Raw genomic sequence first — 17998 nt, 5'->3', positions numbered from 1 at the left:
TGGCAAGTTTTCAGTTCCTTAGTGGGGTTTTCGGCTTTCATATGCGCGTAAGGCGCGGGTCCGACCTTCGGACAATCCGACGATCGGCTTGGGGTAATCCGCATCCGGGCGCAGACCCCATGATCGCGGGACGGCATCAAAATAAGACAGGGCGGTTTTGCCGGGTTCGGTTTGGCCTTCAGCGATCCAGTGGCGCACAAACACCCCGTCTGGATCGAATTTCTCTGCTTGTGTCTGTGGATTGAAAATCCGGAAAAACGGGGATGCATCGGGCCCCGAGCCAGCGACCCACTGCCAGCCCATCGCGTTGCAGGCCGGATCCCAGTCGATCAGGCAATCCTCGAACCACTCCATCCCTATTTTCCAATGAGTCATCAGATGCTTGGTCAGATAGCTTGCGACGATCATCCGCGCCCGGTTGTGCATCCGACCCGTCACATACATTTGCCGCAGCCCGGCATCGACAACGGGGATTCCGGTTCTGGCCTGCCGCCAGGCAGTGACTTCGGGATGGTCCGGATCGGTATTCCACGGAAAACTGTCCCATTCTGGCTTCCAGTTGGATGTCACCAGTTGGGGCGTGTGGAACATGAGATGATAAGCGAACTCACGCCAGACAAGTTGGCGCAAAAAGGCGTCGGTTCCCCGTGTTCCGGTCAACGCGGCCCGCTGGATCACGTGCCAGACGGTGCGTGGCCCGATCTCACCCAAAGAGAGGTACTCTGACAGGTTGGAGGTCCCATCCTGATCAAGCCTGTCCCGAAGATCGGAGTATTGAACGATCCGGTCGAGAAACTCTTCCAGATGATCCAGAGCGGCCCGCTCGCCAGGTTGCACATGAGGGCGCACGACCCTCGCTCCCCTGTTCATTGCACCCCCCAACCGACAATCGCTCAAGCCGTCAGAAGCAGGCCACGACACAGGTGCCTTAAGCGCAGTAACTGGCGCGTCAGGAAGTTGTACTTCCCGACCCTGAACCGCACGCCACATGGGTGTGAAAACCCGAAACGGATGACCCGATTTGGTAGCAACAGTCCAGGGTTCAAAAAGCAGATGCCCGGAAAACGACTTTGCAGTCACGCCTTTTTTTGCAAGTACAGACTTGATCTTCTTGTCGCGTTCAATCGAGGCAGGATCGTAAGCGCGGGACCAGAAGACTGAGGTTGCGCCGGTCTCGGCCATGACCTGCTGCAACTGTTCAAGCGCATCACCGCGTCGGAGGATCAGTCGACTGCCCATATTGGCCAGTGACGCTTTGAATGCCTCCAAACCCAAGCCCAAACGCCACTTTGGCGCGGCCCTCATCTGGTCGACAATATCGTCATGGATAAAAAGCGGTATAACCGGACGGCCACTTTCGACCGCCGCGGTCAACGCGGGGTGATCCGACAGACGTAAATCCCGTCGAAACCACATAATGATCGGAGCCTGCTCTTGCACCACAATCCGCCCTTGAGTTTTTTAGGTTCTACGCACCCTCAAGGGTAGTGGATCACAAAACGCGCTCAAGAGCCTCTAGAAGCTGATCAATTTCCTGCTGTGTGGTGTAATGGGTGAAGCTGACACGCAAAACACCTTGCGCCGGATCAACGCCCATCGCCCGCAAGGGGCGCACCGCATAGAAATCTCCGCCACCTGCCATGACACCATATTGCGCCAGTTCCGCCGCAACCGGTTCAGCCGGACGGTTCAACGAAAGCGCAACGGTGGGTGCGCGCCGGCTGGCGTCGGAAGGACCGATCAGACGCACCGCGTTTCGATCCTTTACCGCATCCAGAACCGGTTGCAGCAACGACACTTCGTGCGAACGCATCAGATCGTGGGCAAATACGCCCTGTTCTGCCGCGCCCGTGTCGGGCCCGCCGTGGTGGGCGCAAAGCATCTCAACATAGTCCGCCATACCTGCACTGGCCGCAATCTGCGCGTGATCGGGGCCAGCGGGGGTAAATCGTTTATACAGGACATCGCCGTTGAAATAATGCGCCTGGTTGGGCAACAACTCTCCCAATGTGCGGCGGATGACCATGCACCCCTGATGCGGGCCATAGGTCTTGTACGCTGAAAACAAATAGATATCCGGCCCCAAATCGCCAACATTCGGAAATCCGTGCGGGGCGTAGGATACGCCATCAACGCAGACAAACGCACCCGCCGCATGCGCAATGGCAGTGATCTCGGTGACCGGATTGATCTCACCAACCACATTAGAGCAATGCGGGAAACAGACCAGACGCACTTTTTCGTCCAGCATGTTTTCAAGATCCTGAGGGTTCAGCGCCCCGGTTTCCGGATCAATCTGCCATTCCCTCACCTCTATCCCGGCCTCAGCCAGACGGCGCCATGGGCCAGAGTTGGCTTCGTGATCCTGATTGGTCACGACGATTGCCTCGCCGGGCTTCATCCATTGCCGGAACGCCTGCGCCAGGACATAGGTGTTCTGGGTGGTTGAGGGGCCAAAACTCAGCTCATCCGTGTCTACGCCCAGAATGGCGGCCATGCGCGCACGCGCTTCGTCCATTTCGGCGCCCGCAAGGAGGCTGGCCTCATATGGGGCGTAGGGCTGAACTTTGCGCTGCGTGTAGAACCGCGTCAGCCGGTCGATCACCGGTTTGCAGGTGTAAGACCCACCCGCGTTCTCGAAAAACGCCTGGCCCTGAAGGCTGGGTTCGGAAAAGGCCGGGAATTGCGCCCGAACGAAATCGATATCCAGAGAGCTCATGCCTCATTGCTCCTTATTTGTGCAGTCAGATCAATGAGATGCCCGCGCATGTTTCCGGACACCTCAGAAATCATGGCAGGTCTTCCAGCCCAGCCTGTGCTTGGGCCTTTGGCCGACGAAACACGGGGCAGCCCTTCGCCTTGGAAGGACACCGATACTTAGACAGGGCCGCCCACAACCGTCAAGCGAAAGCAAAACGCAAAAGCCCCGGCGCGATGCCGGGGCTTTGAAAGCTTGCAGAGTTGTCGGACGCTTACGCAGACCTCACCCCTGAACCTTGGTATAGGTCCCCTCGCCCGCGAGAATTCCGCGGAAGCCGCCGGGCTCATCAAGTCCGAAGACGATCAGGGGCAGATTGTTGTCGCGCGCCAGTGCGATGGCCGAAGCATCCATGACACGCAACCGTTTGGCCAGCACGTCATCATAGGTCACGGTATCATATCGCACGGCGTCAGCATGTTCCGCAGGGTCTTTGTCATACACCCCATCCACTCCGTTCTTGCCCATGAAGATCGCCTCGCACGCCATTTCGTTGGCGCGCAGGGTGGCTGCGGTGTCTGTCGTGAAATACGGGTTGCCAGTACCGGCGGCGAAAATACAGACCCGCTTTTTTTCGAGGTGCCGAACAGCCCGGCGGCGGATATAGGGTTCGCACACCTCGTCCATGCGAATGGCCGAGATCACGCGGGTGAACACTCCGATCTCTTCCAGTGCAGATTGCATCCCCAGCGCGTTCATCACCGTGGCCAACATGCCCATGTAATCGGCCGTGGTCCGCTCCATGCCCTGGGCTGAACCGCTCAGGCCCCGAAAAATGTTGCCGCCGCCGATGACCATGCATATCTCGACGCCCAGATCGTGAACCGATTTCACTTCTTGCGCGATGCGTTGAACGGTTGGCGGGTGCAGACCGAATCCCTGATCCCCCATCAACGCCTCACCTGAGATTTTCAACATGACCCGTTTGTACGTTGTTTTCGGGGTCTCGGCTGTTTCAGAAGAAGGGGAAAGGCTCATGTTGCGCTCCGGGCTGGCACGGGGTTAATTTCCGGCGCAAAATGAAGCAAAAGCTCCGCAGGTTCAATGCGGTTGGTGAGGATAGAGGCAACCGCGCATGACCCGGAGATCAACAGACCTGCTTTTTCGGCAACAGCCTCCAATTCCCGACGACAAGCCAGTCCTGATTGCGGGGCCTACGGCATCGGGAAAATCAGCGCTGGCGCTGGAGATTGCCGAACGGCATGGCGGGGTTATCGTCAACGCGGATGCAAGCCAGGTTTATGACTGCTGGCGCGTCATCTCGGCCAGGCCATCCGCCCAGGAAGAAGCCCGCGCGCCACATCTGCTGTACGGACATGTCGCCTATGATCAGGATTATTCCACTGGCCATTGGCTGCGCGAGGTCCTGCCTCTGCTGAAAGGGCACCAGCGCCCGATCATTGTCGGTGGGACGGGCCTGTATTTTTCGGCCCTGACCGAAGGCATGGCGCAGATTCCAGCGACTCCACAGGCGGTTCGAGCCGAGGCGGATCAGATGCCCATGGCAGACCTTCTGGAGGGGGTCGATGGCGAGACGCTTGCAAAGCTGGACACGCAGAACCGTGCCCGCGTGCAACGCGCCTGGGAAGTGCAGCGCGCCACAGGTCGCAGCCTGTTGTCCTGGCAGGCCGAAACGCCGCCACCGGAACTTCGGCTGAGCGATTCCCTACCGATCGTTTTTGACGTTGATAAAACGTGGCTGCTGAACAGGATAGAACGCCGCTTTGACCAGATGCTGGAACAGGGCGCGATCGAGGAAGTGCGCGCCATGCAGGACCGGTTCGATCCCACCCTTCCGGCCTGCAAGGCCATAGGCGTGCCGGAACTCAGGGCATATCTGGACGGCACGATGACTTTGGATCAGGCGCGAGAGCGCGCAACCATTGCGACGCGGCAATTCGCCAAGCGTCAGCGCACCTGGTTCCGCGCCCGTATGAAGGCCTGGAATCACGTCGATCCCTCTGTGTGATACCCGGCACGTCTGACGTTGCACGAACAAGGCGCCCGCCAAGTCTCAAAGCTTAAGAGAACTTAATGATTTGCTGCGGTTTCCCTTAACAAACCGGGAAAAGAATGGGGAAGTCGGCATCGTTTTGGACGGCCTGAAGAAATGCGTCTCAACGACTTCAACAGATCGCGAATGTCGTTTTTGTACTACTTATGACGATTTCGAACATTGACCTTATCAGAAATCTGGTGCCGAATAACGACATGGGGATGACCAGAGTCCAAAAAACGAAATCCTTCGCTCTGGCGACCGTGAAAATCCGGGTCGCGTAGAGCCATAATCAATCAACAAAATCAGTGTCACAGGGAGACATCCATGACGAATACCGAATCCACCAAAGACAAGGTGCACTGGGCGGCAGCGATGCACGCTCAGGAATACCGCGACGGCAAGCTAAGCCGAAGGGAATTCATGACACGCGCAACCAGTCTTGGGGTTACTGCCGCAGCGGCCTATGGCATGATCGGATTGCCGACACCTGCTTTGGCCGAAACAGCAAAGCAGGAAGGCGGCACGCTGCGTGTGCAGCAGGAAGTCCGCGCCCTCAAAGATCCCAGAACTTATGACTGGTCGCAGATCGCAAACGTGACGCGCGGCACGCTGGAATATCTGGTCGAGTACAACTCGGACGGATCGTTCCGTGGCATGCTGCTGGAAAGCTGGGAAGTCAACGACGACGCGACCGTTTACACTCTGAATGTTCGTCCGGGCGTCAAGTGGAACAATGGCGACGATTTCACGGCTGACGACGTTGCCCGCAACATCGCGCGCTGGTGTGACAAGAGCTCGGAAACCAACTCGATGGCGGGCCGCTTTGCAACCCTTATTGACGCGGAAACCGGTCAGGCCGGTGAGGGTGTCATCGAAGTCGTCGACGCAACCACGGTCAAACTGAACCTGCCAAAGCCGGATATCACTCTTATTCCTGGCATGGCCGATTATCCCGGCGCGATTGTTCACAGCTCGTTCAGCGAGACTGACCTGCTGAACAATGTGGGAACCGGCCCATATCTGATGGACGAACTTGAGGTTGGCGTTAAAGCCGTTCTGGTTCGCAACCCGGATCACACCTGGTGGGGCGAAGAAGTGTACGGCCGCCCTGCCCTGGACCGTATCGAGTACATCGACTACGGAACCGACCCTTCTGCCTGGTTGGCAGCGTTGGAATCCGACGAAGTCGACATGCTGTATGAATCGGTGGGTGAATTCATCGACGTGATGGACGGGCTTGGCTATGTGAAGTCAGAAGTGGTGACCGCCGCGACCATCGTTATTCGTCCCAACCAGCTGGCCGAGATCGACGGGCAAAAGCCTTATGCGGACAAACGTGTCCGGCAGGCCCTTCAGATGGCCGTAGACAATTCAGTTTGTCTGGAACTGGGCTACGGCGGTCGCGGAGCGCCGGCGGAGAACCATCACGTGGCGCCGCTGCATCCAGAATATGCCGAGCTTCCGCCGCAAAAGGTTGATCCCGCAGCAGCCAAGGCGTTGATGGACGAAGCCGGTTTCGGAGATTTCGAGCACGAGATCATCTCGATCGACGATGATTGGCGTCGCAACACCACAGATGCCGTTGCCGCGCAGCTGCGCGATGCCGGGATCAAGGTCAAGCGGACCGTTCTGCCCGGCAATACCTTCTGGAACGACTGGGCCAAGTACCCGTTCAGCTCGACCAACTGGAACCCGCGTCCGCTGGGCGTGCAGGTCTGGGCGCTTGCCTATCGTTCGGGCGAAGCCTGGAACGAGTTCGGCTATGCGAGCCCCGAGTTTGACGCCATTCTGGAAGAGGCGCTGGCCATTGCCGACGCGGACAAGCGTCGCGAGGTCATGGCGCGTGGCGAAGCCCTGTTGCAGGAAGACGGGGTTACCATTCAGCCCTATTGGCGCTCGCTCTATCGCCACATGAAAGAGGGTCTTGTTGGAACCGACATGCATGTGACCTTCGAACACCATCACTACAAGTGGGGCTGGGCTGCCTAGGCGCTGCTATCCACACCCGAGGGGCGCCTGACACGGGCGCCCCTTTCCAGCCGCAGACTTGCCGACGCGGGGTCGGACGTCCGAGGCCAGAAAATGGTCCAATGATCTGCGGAATACCTGAACAACAGGGGCCACCATGGGACTATTCATCCTACGACGGTTCGGAGTGATGCTGCTTACGGCATTGTGTCTGACATTCGTCGTCTTTTTCCTGACCAACCTATACCCGAACCTTGAAAAGCTGGCGAAAACGCAGGGCAACCAGCGTATGTCGGATGAGCAGGTCGAAGCCTGGTTGGAAAACCGCGGTTACTTGCAACCGACACTCGTTAAATACGGCCAATGGCTGGGCGTGATGCCCGGGTTCCAGAACACTCTGAACGATGGCCAGTTTGTGGGCACCTGTACAAGACCTGGATCGACGGTCGAGGACACACCTAAGTTCTGTGGCGTTCTTCAGGGCGAATGGGGATATTCAACTTTCTCTCATGAAGATGTGGGCGTTGTTATTGGCAAACGTTTGAGCAATACCGGTCGCCTGATGATGTGGGTCCTGATCTTGATGGTTCCATCAGCTGTAATCATCGGTGTTCTGGCGGGGATGCGCGAGGGCTCGGCTCTGGACCGCTCACTGTCCACTTTCTCGATCATCACCACGGCGACGCCGGAGTATGTGTCAGGTGTGATTTTCATCGCGGTCTTTACCTCTTCCACCGTTGGCCTGAAATGGTTCAAGGGCAGTGCGGCACAAGCAATGGATAACCCGACATTCGAGAACTTCTTCCTGCCGGTTCTGACCATTGCGCTGTACGGGATGGGTTACATCGCCCGGATGACCCGCGCTTCGATGACCGAAGTGATGACGGCGCAATACATCCGAACCGCGCGCCTGAAGGGTGTCTCGTTCCCGAACATCGTCATGAAACACGCCTTGCGCAATGCGCTGATCGCGCCGTTCACGGTTATCATGTTGCAGTTCCCGTGGCTGCTGAACGGCGTGGTGATTGTTGAAACCCTGTTCAGTTACAAGGGGTTCGGTTGGACACTGGTGCAGGCCGCAGGGAACAACGACATCCAGCTTCTGCTGGCGATTTCCGTCGTGTCGGTCTTCGTGGTTCTGATAACGCAACTGATCTCGGATATCGGCTACGTTTACCTCAACCCGCGCATTCGCATTTCATAAGGAGGGTGAGATTATGGAACCACTAACCTGGACCGGCTCTATCGCCTTCCTGAACCCGCTTCTGATGATTGCACTGGCGGCACTTTTCCTGTCGATCCTGGTCTGGATCATCGCCAGTATCTTTTTGCCTGAACGGCAGATTATCGTGAATCCGGATGGATCCGTCAGTTCCGGCGGCGGTGTCCGTGGATTGATCCAGCTTGCGCTGTATTATAGTTTTCTTGCCAGCTTGGGACTGGCCGTGGCTTATCTGGTGCTGGGCATCCTGATGGGCACAGGTGCAGGGATCATCGGCGCGATTTCCCAGCAATTCCTGCCTGTATGGGTCGCGCTGATCATCATGTTCGCCATGTCGATCGCCTTCAAAAGACGGTTGGGGTTGTACGGCAAACTGTATGACAGTCCCATCGGAATGATCGGCTTTGGCCTTGTGATGTTCTGGGTCTTCACCGGCATCTTCGGCGCGCTTGATCTGATCGTGACCCATGACCCGCTGACACAGATCTCTGGCATGAAGAACAAAGTGCCGGGAACGCCTCTGCCGAATCTGGAGGACGGCGAGTATGCTTGGTATCTTCTGGGCGGCGACAATCTGGCGCGCGACGTATTCAGCCGGATGGTCAAGGGGGCCTGGGTTGTGGTGCAGATTGCACCGCTGGCAACGATGTTCGCCTTCATGGTCGGCATTACGCTGGGGCTTCCCGCCGGCTACTATGGGGGACGTTTTGATACGTTCCTGTCCTTCCTCGCCAACCTGATCCTCGCCTTCCCGGTGATCCTGCTGTTCTACCTGCTGGTGACGCCGGAAATCGTGGCGACCGGGGTGCCGAACTATATGGCGGCCGTGCTATTCGTGTTCCCGATCCTGTTCATCGGCGTATTGCTGAATTCACGCTATTACACGCGCCCGAATTTCCGTACACCGTTGCTGATCGGTGTTCTGGGTGTTGCGATCTGGCTGTATCTGTCGCTGATTTCGACCGGTGGCTACATCATCAATACCGACGCCTACCGGATCTGGGGCCTGCCGACCTATCTGGACCTGTTCGATATCCCCGGCGGTATTCTGGTGGTGTTCGTCTCGGTGGTCTTCGTCAACTCGCCCACGGTCTTCCGTATCGTGCGCGGCCTGGCACTGGATATCAAAACCCGCGATTACGTGGCTGCGGCCCAGACCCGGGGTGAAGGGCCGTGGTACATCATGCTTTGGGAAATCCTGCCCAACGCCCGTGGCCCTCTGATCGTCGATTTCTGTCTGCGCATCGGTTACACCACCATTCTTCTGGGGACTTTGGGCTTCTTCGGACTGGGCCTGCCGCCGGAGAGCCCGGACTGGGGATCCACGATCAACGAGGGGCGCAAGCTGCTGTCGATCTACCTGCACCCTGCCCTTCCTCCTGCCTTTGCCCTGCTGTCGCTGGTTCTTGGTCTGAACCTGCTGGCTGACGGTCTTCGCGAGGAAAGCCTGAAGGACTGATGTGATCGAGGCCGGGGGGCCAGCCCCCCGGACCCCCCGGGATATTTTTGGCCAGATGAAGGGGACCCCCGCATTTGGTGAGGAGTAAGCAAAATGAGCAAAATGGCGGATTATGACGGCCCGATCCTGGAGATCGACAAGCTGTCCATCTCGTTCTTTACCCGCCTGCGGGAAATCCCCGCCGTGATGGATTTCTCGGTCAGCGTAGAGCCCGGCGAAGCAGTGGGGCTGGTTGGTGAATCCGGTTGCGGTAAATCGACCGTGGCGCTGGGCGTCATGCAGGATCTTGGCAAGAACGGCCGCGTCGTCGGAGGCACGATCAAGTTCAAGGGCCGCGATCTGGCAAAGATGTCGAGCGAGGAGTTGCGCGACATTCGCGGCAATGAAATCGCGATGATCTATCAGGAGCCCATGGCCTCGCTGAACCCGGCGATGAAGATCGGCAAACAGTTGATGGAAGTGCCGATGATCCACGAAGGTGTAAGTCAGGAAGAGGCTTATTCGCGCGCGCTGGAAGTGGTGACGGACGTTCGCCTGCCGGACCCCGAGCGCATGTTGAATTCGTTTCCGCACCAGTTGTCGGGCGGTCAGCAGCAGCGCATCGTGATTGCGATGGCGCTGATGTCGAAACCGGCGCTGTTGATCCTGGATGAGCCGACAACCGCTTTGGACGTGACGGTCGAGGCCGCTGTGGTCGAACTGGTCAAGGATCTGGGCAAGAAATACGGCACTTCGATGTTGTTTATCTCGCACAACCTCGGGCTGGTTCTGGAAACCTGCGACCGTCTGTGCGTGATGTATTCGGGTGAAGCGGTCGAGCGCGGCTCGATCAAGGATGTGTTCGACGAGATGCAGCACCCTTACACACAGGCGCTGTTCCGTTCGATCCCGCTGCCGGGCGCTGACAAGAATTCGCGTCCTTTGGTGGCCATTCCGGGGAACTTCCCATTGCCCCACGAGCGGCCTCCGGGCTGCAACTTCGGACCGCGCTGCGACTATTTCGAAGAGGGTCGGTGTGACGCGAAAGACATCCTGATGGAGGCGGTGCCCGGCAATGACCGGCACCACACCCGGTGTCTTAAATTCCAGGAAATCGACTGGAACGCCCCACTTGCGCTGGCCGATCAGAAAGAAAAAGGCGACATCGGCCGAACGGTTCTGAAAATAGACAATCTCAAGAAGTATTACGAGGTTGCGGCAAATGCCTTGTTTGGCGGTGGTGAGAAGAAGGTGGTGAAGGCCAACGAAACCCTCAGCTTCGAGGCGCACGAATCCGAGACACTGGCCATCGTGGGGGAATCCGGCTGCGGCAAGTCCACCTTCGCCAAGGTTCTCATGGGGTTGGAGACGGCCACGGACGGGCAGATCCTTCTGGACAACCGCAACATCGAACAGGTGCCCATCGAAGAACGCGATGCCAAGACGATCGGCGAAGTTCAGATGGTTTTCCAGAACCCGTTCGACACGCTGAACCCGTCGATGACCGTTGGCCGTCAGATCATACGGGCGCTGGAAATCTTCGGTGTCGGAAACTCTGAGGCCGAGCGCAAGAAGCGGATGCTGGAACTGCTTGATCTGGTGAAGCTGCCGCGCGCCTTTGCGGACAGAATGCCGCGACAGCTGTCGGGTGGTCAGAAACAGCGCGTAGGTATCGCACGCGCCTTTGCCGGCGATGCACGTATCGTTGTTGCGGACGAACCCGTCTCGGCGCTGGATGTGTCGGTTCAGGCCGCCGTGACGGATCTGTTGATGGAGATTCAGCGAGAGCACAAAACCACGCTGCTGTTCATCAGTCACGACCTGTCTATCGTGCGTTACCTGAGCGACCGGGTCATGGTGATGTATCTGGGCCATGTTGTGGAATTGGGCACTACGGATCAGGTTTTTGCCCCGCCCTATCACCCTTACACCGAAGCGTTGCTGAGCGCGGTTCCGATTGCGGATACCTCGGTCGAGAAACAGCACATCGTTCTGGATGGTGATATTCCTTCGGCGATGAACCCGCCACCGGGTTGCCCGTTCCAGACGCGGTGCCGCTGGAAATCCGAAGTGCCTGACGGACGGTGTGAATCGCATGTGCCGCCGGTGCAGACGCTGGCAGATGGGCATCAGGTGAAATGTCACCTGGCCGAGGGTATTCTGGCCCGGATGGAGCCGGTGATAAAAGTCGCGGCGGAGTAAACCCGTTTCTGAACCTTGGAAAGGGCCGGTCAGTAACCGGCCCTTTTTTGGCGCCGTGATTTGTGGGGAGACAGACGGCGCTTGGGAGTGGCGTGAGTGGTGACCCGGTAATTCGTCAGCCGGTCAAAACGTTGTTGCCGAAATGCATGAACTCCTGGTTCATGCCGGCAATGTCACCGGCTTCAAGCTGAAGGCTGGCGCTGTCGAGCATCCTGTAGCTCTGCTGCCCCTTCACCCAGTCATCGGCAGATTGCAGAGTGGTCAGCGTGTAGGACGTGATCTCATTCAGGTAATGTGTGGGGATGATCACCTTGGGCTGGAGCTTGGACACGATGTCGTTGCCCTGATCGAAGCTGAGAATATGTTCCGAGCCATCCACCGGCAGGGTCAGAACATCCACCTGACCGATTGCGTCCCAGAACTCCTGCGGCGGGTTGTGGCGGTTGTCGCCCCAGATCAGCGCTCGAATGCCGCCGGTCTCGACCAGATAGACGACCATATCCATGTGGCCCACGTTGTTCGGCGGGCAGGCTTCCACGCCGAACTCGGCCAGCGCATTGGTCCAGTCATACCATCCCGGCGCGACACAGGCGTGCTTGTCGGCAAAGCCGGTGATCTTGATGTCAGCAAACTCGAAATTGCCGACCATCCGATCCAGCACCATGGTCGAGCTTGGACGTTCAATCGCATCGTGATCGAAATGGGCATGGGTCGACAGGGTGATGTCCACCGGGATTTGCGGGAATTCGTTGCGGAACCAAAGACCCCACGCGCCCGACGGATCATCCCGCCAGGGATCAAACAGCACTGTTGCCCCGTTGGGCGAGGTGATCTTGATCGCACAATGACCATAATAGTCGATACCAACCGTCCCGGTGCTGGCCTGACCCGTTGCGCCTTGCAGATCGATCACATGGTTGTTGTTGCCCGGCTGTAGCCACGCCTGAGATTGCGCCTGGGCCGGTTGTGCGCCCAGCACAGAAGCGGTCGCGCCGACCCCGGCAGCGCCTGCCGCCATGAAGAACGACCGGCGCGACAGCCCCGGCGCCAGATGATCCTTGTCCCCGTTCAGGATGGTTGGTTTCAGATCTTTGCGATCCATTTTCGTGTACCTCTCTGTTGGACCCGCGCAGTTTTTCCGCGCGTCCCAGCCAAAGGTAACAAGCCAAGGCATATTGGCTCAGACCGAAAAAATGGGGGCGGAATGTGGGGTAAAACCCCATATTCCGCATTCACGAAATCGAGAGCAAATGACTGCGCAGGTTCTGGTCGCGTCCTTCGAGCCCCAGCTTGCGGCGGATGTTGTTGCGGTGAAAATCAATTGTCGATGTTTCCCGCGACAGGGCTTTGGCAATGTCTTTGGTCGTTTTTCCAAACATGACCATCTGTGCAATCTCGATCTCGGTCGGGGTCATCACTGCAAATGCATCTGTCAGTTTGTCCGACAGTGTAGACGTGAGCTCGTTCAGGTTTTTCTCGGCCAGTTCAAGATAGACATACTGCGCTTCGTCCCCGGCAAGCTGCGCCCGGACCTTTTCGAGATATGGCAAAACCCGGCCGCGCACCTGTTCGACTATTTCGTGATCGCGGCTTTTGCGATCATCGTCCAGACTGGACAGCAGGACGCGCAGCGCCGTGTTGGTTTCCTGCAACTCGCGGGTACGATCCGCGACACGGGTTTCAAGCTGCGCCAGTGTTTCGTTGAGCTTTTCTTCCAGCGCGCGGCGCAGGTAAACCTCTTGCAACAAAGCCAAATCCGACTCGACCATGCGTGCGAACTGCGCCAGCCCTTCGCGGAACAACAAGGCACGGCGGTTCTGCTTGCGATCCAGAACACAAATCGTTCCGAATACCGATCCATCGGGCCATTTCAGCGGCAGGCCGATGTAAAATGTCATCCCGTGTTCCAGATCGTCATTGTCGGCCCAAACCGGATCGCATGCAGCATCCTTGACCACCAATTCTCCGTCCCGCTGCAAGACGCCCTGACAATACAGCTTGGGGTTCAACTGGAAACTCAAGCCGACCGGATATGGGTTTTCGGGATGATCCGAGGTGATCAGCACCGCATGATCCGGCGCGTCGGTTTTCATGATCAGGCTTGCAGGCACATCCGCCAGCTCTGCGACCAGATCAACCAGTTGCTGCCAGTTGGCCAGCGTTTCTTGCGGGATCTCAGGGTGGTCAGCAGGCATGAGGCGGCCTCACCAGTTACTGGAGGATACCCTTGCAGGTTAGTTGGACTGGTTGCGTCGGATCAAGAACCGGACGTTCTGCGCCGCGGCATCGGGCTTAACCGCCCCAGATGACCTTCACGTAGTTCTGGGTTTCCTTGTACGGCGGTATGCCGCCATGCTTTTCCACCGCTTTTGGGCCGGCATTGTAGGCGGCCAAGGCCAATGGCCAGGATTTGAACTTGCGATACTGCCAGGACAGGTATCTGGCCCCACCCTCGAGGTTCTGCTTGGGGTCATGCGGGTTGACCCCCAAAAGCTCGGCGGTCTGAGGCATCAATTGCGCCAATCCCAGAGCACCTTTGTGAGACTTCGCCTGCGGGTTCCATCCGCTTTCCTGCTGCACAAGGCGCAGGAACAAGTCTTCGGGAATGTTGTGAAGGCGGGCAGCCTGTTTCGCCAGGTCCAGATACTGGCCGCGATACTTTCCTGTATATCGCTTGCTGGTCTGCGCACGGGATGTCTTGGGTTTCAACCGCGCGGAATCGCGATACTGCGTCGCCGCACGGGTATCCAGAATCTTGGACTGCTTGAGGAAGATATCCTTGCGGCTTTTGGTAGACAGCGTTTGCGCCTGCACAGGCAAAACGGCCAGCACAAGGCAGACTACAGAAAACCCAGCAACCCAAGAACGCATCAATGCCTATCCTGCTCGATAAGAAACCAGTCGGATTATAGGTATTCCCACAAAAAATGAAAGCTTGGTAAAGACCAAAGTAAGACTCTTGTCCAACACTGTTGTATCTACTGTTTTCAACCATGATGCAGGCCGTATAGGGTCTCACGGAACAAGTCGCGCCAGATTCGGCGCACATACGCGAAAACAGAACGAGGATTTTCATGGCGGGTTCAGTCAACAAGGTCATTCTGGTAGGTAATCTTGGCCGCGACCCCGAGGTCCGGTCGTTCCAGAACGGCGGAAAGGTATGCAATCTGCGCATTGCCACGTCAGAGACCTGGAAAGACCGCAACACGGGCGAACGCCGAGAACGAACGGAATGGCATTCGGTCGCCATCTTCTCGGAACCGCTGGCCCGTATTGCAGAGCAATATCTGCGCAAAGGCAGCAAGGTTTATATCGAAGGTCAGTTGGAAACCCGCAAATGGCAGGATCAGTCCGGGCAAGACCGCTATACAACCGAGGTTGTTCTGCGCCCCTACCGCGGTGAATTGACCTTGCTCGACAGCCGCGGTGAAGGCGGCGGCAGCGGCGGTGGTTACGGCGGCGGTCAGGCCGGTGGCGGCGGGTACGGAGACCCCTACGGCGGCCCGTCCAGTTCCCCGGCACCGGCTCCGGCATCGGGCGGAATCGACGACGACGAGATTCCGTTCTAGGCAATTCGGAGACACGACATGACATGGTCCTTTTCTCTCGGCCGATTGCTCGGGTCCGAACTGAGGGTCCATGTCACGTTTTTTCTGCTTCTGGCCTGGGTGGGCTTTGCGGCCTATTCCGCCGGTGGCCTGCCGGCCGCCATAGACAACCTCTTGTTTGTTCTGGCCTTGTTTGCCTGCGTGGTCGCGCATGAATTCGGTCATGCTCTCATGGCGCGGCGCTTTGGAATCAAGACCCCAGACATAACACTGTTGCCGATCGGTGGGTTGGCCCGGCTTGAAAGGATGCCGGAAAAGCCTTTGCAAGAAGTCTTGGTGGCACTTGCAGGTCCGGCGGTGAACATCGTGATCTGGGTCATTCTGGTCGCCTTTGGTGCTGGACTGCCGATCGAGACGCTTTCCCAGATCGATTCACCGGGCATCGGGTTTCTGAACAGGTTGGCCTACATCAACCTTCTGCTGGCCGTATTCAACATGATCCCGGCCTTCCCCATGGACGGAGGGCGCGTATTCCGCGCCCTTCTGTGCCTGCGCATGGATCGCGTCAAAGCAACACGCGTGGCTGCGGTCGGAGGTCAGATTGTTGCGGTGGGTCTGGGGTTTTTGGGGCTGAGCTCAGGCAACCCGTTTCTGGTTCTCATCGCCGTGTTCGTGTTCATCGCCGCCAACGCCGAAAGCCAGGACGTCGCCCTGCGATCCGCGGCACGCCGGGTTCTGGCCCGGGATGCGATGATCACCGAGTTTCACGCGCTCTCCCCCAACGATACGCTGAGCACGGCAGCACAAGCCGTAATTCACACCACGCAGCACGAGTTCCCTGTGTTGGATACGGATCAATCTCTGCTTGGTTTTGTGACCCGAGATCGACTGTTTGCCGCGCTCGCAGGCGATCAGCCCAGATCGGCACCTGCCACCTCGATCATGAATGCCGATGTCCCCGCGGTCTCGCTTACCACCGGCCTCGAGACCGTGTTGGAACATCTGCACAAAGGCGCTCCGGCGATCGCTGTGGTCACTCGGGGTGGTCGCATGATCGGTTACATCACGCGCGAGAACATCGGTGAACTGATGGTCATTCAGGGGCGCTAGGCTTTCAGGTCAAGCCGTGGCAAGCGCATCTGACAGGACCGAAAGAACCGCATCTTTCGGCACATCGGACGTCACGAACGCCTGTCCGATCCCACGCGCCAGAATAAACCGAAGCTGACCGTCCACGACTTTCTTGTCTTGTCCCATCAGATCCACCAGCGTGTCGGCACTTGGCAATTCGCCCGGAATATCGGCCAGATCCGTTTTCATTCCCATCGCCCTCAGGTGCGCGCGCACCCGGCTTGGATCCTCTTGCGAACACAGACCCAGCCGAGACGACAGTTCAAACGCCAGCGCACAGCCTATTGCCACACCTTCACCATGCAGAAGGCGGTCGGAATAGCCTGTTGCGGCCTCCAGAGCGTGGCAGAACGTGTGCCCCAGATTGAGAAGAGCCCGGTCGCCTTGTTCGGTTTCATCCCGCGCGACGATATCGGCTTTCATTTGCACTGAACGCGTTACCGCGCGCACGCGGGCCGCCATGTCACCCGAGGAAACGCTTGGCCCGTTCGCCTCTAGCCAATCAAAGAATTTCGCGTCGCCAAGCAAACCGTATTTCACGACCTCGCCGTACCCGGACAAAAAATCTCGCTGGGTCATGGTCCCAAGGACAGAGGTGTCGGCCAGAACCAGAGACGGTTGATGAAACGCGCCGATCAGGTTTTTGCCCTGTGGTGCGTTGATGCCGGTCTTTCCACCAACCGAGCTGTCCACTTGCGCCAGCAAGGACGTTGGAATCTGCACAAAACGAACACCACGCCGCAAAACCGCCGCTGCAAAGCCTGCCAGGTCTCCGATGACGCCGCCGCCCAAGGCCACGACAACATCCCGGCGTTCGACTTTTTCAGCGAGCAACCACTCGACGGCGCGCTCGAAATGCGGCCAGCTTTTGGTTGCCTCTCCGGCGGGCAGCGCCAGCGCGGTCATCTCGATTCCCGCGGCATTCAGCCCGGCGCGCAGCGCCTCGAGATGCAGACCGGCCACGTTTTCATCGGTCAGAACCGCGACTTTTGGCCGGGCCAGAAGTGGAGAGATCCAGCCCCCCGCCCGCGTCAGAAGATCCGGACCGATTTCAACATCATACGAACGGTCATCCAGGTCTACATGTACTGTTTGGTGCATTTATTTGAGTTCCAAAACATCAGGGCGTGTCATCAGGGCGTCGACAACGCGGCCTGCCATATTTTCGATCGAGGTCTCACCATCCGAATCCACAGCCAGATCGGCCTGAGCATAAACCGGCACGCGGGCCTCATAGAGGGCTTTCAATGTCGCATACGGATCGGCCGTGCGCAGCAGAGGACGTGTGTCTTTGTGGCGCACACGGTTCCACAGAACATTCAGGTCCGCGCGCAGCCAGACGGCAGCGCCCTTTTCGGCGATGATGCGACGGTTTTCCGGCTGGAGAAACGCCCCACCCCCCGTCGAGAGGATGCCTTTTTGTTCATCCAGCAAGCGCCTGATGACCTGCGATTCCTTGGCGCGAAAGAAAGGTTCGCCGTCACGTTCAAAGATTTCAGGAATCGTCATGTTGGCGGCTGATTCTATCTCGGCATCGCTGTCCAGAAACGGAACACCCAGCCGGGCAGCCAATGCGCGCCCCACCGCGGTCTTGCCAGCCCCCATCATACCCACCAGAACCACGGTTTTGTGCAGATCAAAGCCGCCCTGTGTGTCTGTCGAATGTGTGTTATGCTTAATTTCGCTCATTTAAACGTGAATGACGTGATCTTGGGAAAAATGCCAGTTATAA

Annotated in this window: 15 protein-coding genes; 7 read left to right on the top strand and 8 right to left on the bottom strand. The window is 58.0% G+C overall.

Going from position 1 to position 17998, the window contains the following annotated elements; genetic code table 11:
* Nucleotides 1-18: 18 nt before the first annotated feature.
* The 3 genes from NOR97_RS06455 to pyrH form a co-directional block, all read right to left on the bottom strand.
* Nucleotides 19-1440: a deoxyribodipyrimidine photo-lyase gene (locus tag NOR97_RS06455; RefSeq protein ID WP_257600600.1), complete on the bottom strand. Its 1422-nt coding sequence runs from the start codon at nt 1438-1440 to the stop codon at nt 19-21.
* A gap of 52 nt (nt 1441-1492) precedes the next feature.
* Nucleotides 1493-2719 carry an aminotransferase class V-fold PLP-dependent enzyme gene (locus NOR97_RS06450; protein WP_257600599.1) on the bottom strand — a complete coding sequence of 409 codons (1227 nt, stop codon included), beginning with the start codon at nt 2717-2719 and terminating at the stop codon, nt 1493-1495.
* A gap of 264 nt (nt 2720-2983) precedes the next feature.
* Complete coding sequence (pyrH, locus tag NOR97_RS06445; protein WP_257600598.1) at nt 2984-3736, bottom strand: UMP kinase; 753 nt, start codon at nt 3734-3736, stop codon at nt 2984-2986.
* A gap of 97 nt (nt 3737-3833) precedes the next feature.
* On the opposite strand from pyrH, the gene miaA reads away from it, so the two are divergent.
* The 5 genes from miaA to NOR97_RS06420 all read left to right on the top strand — a co-directional run bounded on the left by miaA (nt 3834) and on the right by NOR97_RS06420 (nt 11587).
* Nucleotides 3834-4727, top strand: coding sequence for a tRNA (adenosine(37)-N6)-dimethylallyltransferase MiaA (gene miaA / locus NOR97_RS06440; RefSeq protein WP_257600597.1), 894 nt, complete (start codon nt 3834-3836; stop codon nt 4725-4727).
* Between the two features lie 354 nt (nt 4728-5081).
* Complete coding sequence (locus tag NOR97_RS06435) at nt 5082-6746, top strand: ABC transporter substrate-binding protein (protein ID WP_257600596.1); 1665 nt, start codon at nt 5082-5084, stop codon at nt 6744-6746.
* Nucleotides 6747-6882: 136 nt separating this feature from the next.
* Complete coding sequence (locus tag NOR97_RS06430) at nt 6883-7929, top strand: ABC transporter permease (RefSeq protein ID WP_257600595.1); 1047 nt, start codon at nt 6883-6885, stop codon at nt 7927-7929.
* Between the two features lie 13 nt (nt 7930-7942).
* Nucleotides 7943-9406, top strand: a complete 1464-nt coding sequence (locus NOR97_RS06425; RefSeq protein ID WP_257600594.1) for an ABC transporter permease — start codon at nt 7943-7945, stop codon at nt 9404-9406.
* Nucleotides 9407-9499: 93 nt separating this feature from the next.
* Complete coding sequence (locus NOR97_RS06420; RefSeq protein ID WP_257600593.1) at nt 9500-11587, top strand: ABC transporter ATP-binding protein; 2088 nt, start codon at nt 9500-9502, stop codon at nt 11585-11587.
* 115 nt (nt 11588-11702) lie between these two features.
* Here the strand turns inward: NOR97_RS06420 and NOR97_RS06415 are convergent, their stop codons facing one another.
* The 3 genes from NOR97_RS06415 to NOR97_RS06405 form a co-directional block, all read right to left on the bottom strand.
* Nucleotides 11703-12689: an MBL fold metallo-hydrolase gene (locus NOR97_RS06415; protein WP_170344599.1), complete on the bottom strand. Its 987-nt coding sequence runs from the start codon at nt 12687-12689 to the stop codon at nt 11703-11705.
* A 130-nt stretch (nt 12690-12819) separates the two neighbouring features.
* The gene (locus tag NOR97_RS06410) at nt 12820-13782 is read right to left on the bottom strand and encodes a LuxR C-terminal-related transcriptional regulator (RefSeq protein WP_257600592.1); all 963 of its coding nucleotides are present in this window, start codon (nt 13780-13782) and stop codon (nt 12820-12822) included.
* A 97-nt stretch (nt 13783-13879) separates the two neighbouring features.
* A complete protein-coding gene (locus NOR97_RS06405; RefSeq protein ID WP_257600591.1) occupies nt 13880-14458 on the bottom strand; it encodes a lytic transglycosylase domain-containing protein in 579 nt (192 codons plus the stop codon).
* Nucleotides 14459-14661: 203 nt separating this feature from the next.
* Between NOR97_RS06405 and ssb the strand changes: the two genes are divergently transcribed.
* Together ssb and NOR97_RS06395 are read left to right on the top strand one after the other, a co-directional pair.
* Nucleotides 14662-15156: a single-stranded DNA-binding protein gene (gene ssb / locus NOR97_RS06400; RefSeq protein ID WP_170344602.1), complete on the top strand. Its 495-nt coding sequence runs from the start codon at nt 14662-14664 to the stop codon at nt 15154-15156.
* 18 nt (nt 15157-15174) lie between these two features.
* Nucleotides 15175-16245, top strand: coding sequence for a site-2 protease family protein (locus NOR97_RS06395; RefSeq protein ID WP_257600590.1), 1071 nt, complete (start codon nt 15175-15177; stop codon nt 16243-16245).
* Between the two features lie 9 nt (nt 16246-16254).
* Here the strand turns inward: NOR97_RS06395 and aroB are convergent, their stop codons facing one another.
* Both aroB and NOR97_RS06385 read right to left on the bottom strand, forming a co-directional pair.
* Complete coding sequence (gene aroB / locus NOR97_RS06390; RefSeq protein WP_257600589.1) at nt 16255-17367, bottom strand: 3-dehydroquinate synthase; 1113 nt, start codon at nt 17365-17367, stop codon at nt 16255-16257.
* Entirely contained in the window at nt 17368-17955 is a 588-nt protein-coding gene (locus NOR97_RS06385) for a shikimate kinase (RefSeq protein ID WP_170344605.1), read from the bottom strand.
* Nucleotides 17956-17998: the final 43 nt, after the last annotated feature.

The sequence above is a fragment of the Ruegeria sp. YS9 genome, from assembly GCF_024628725.1.
Taxonomy (GTDB): Bacteria; Pseudomonadota; Alphaproteobacteria; order Rhodobacterales; family Rhodobacteraceae; genus Ruegeria; species Ruegeria atlantica_C.
This window is presented reverse-complemented; position numbering and strand designations above follow the sequence as displayed.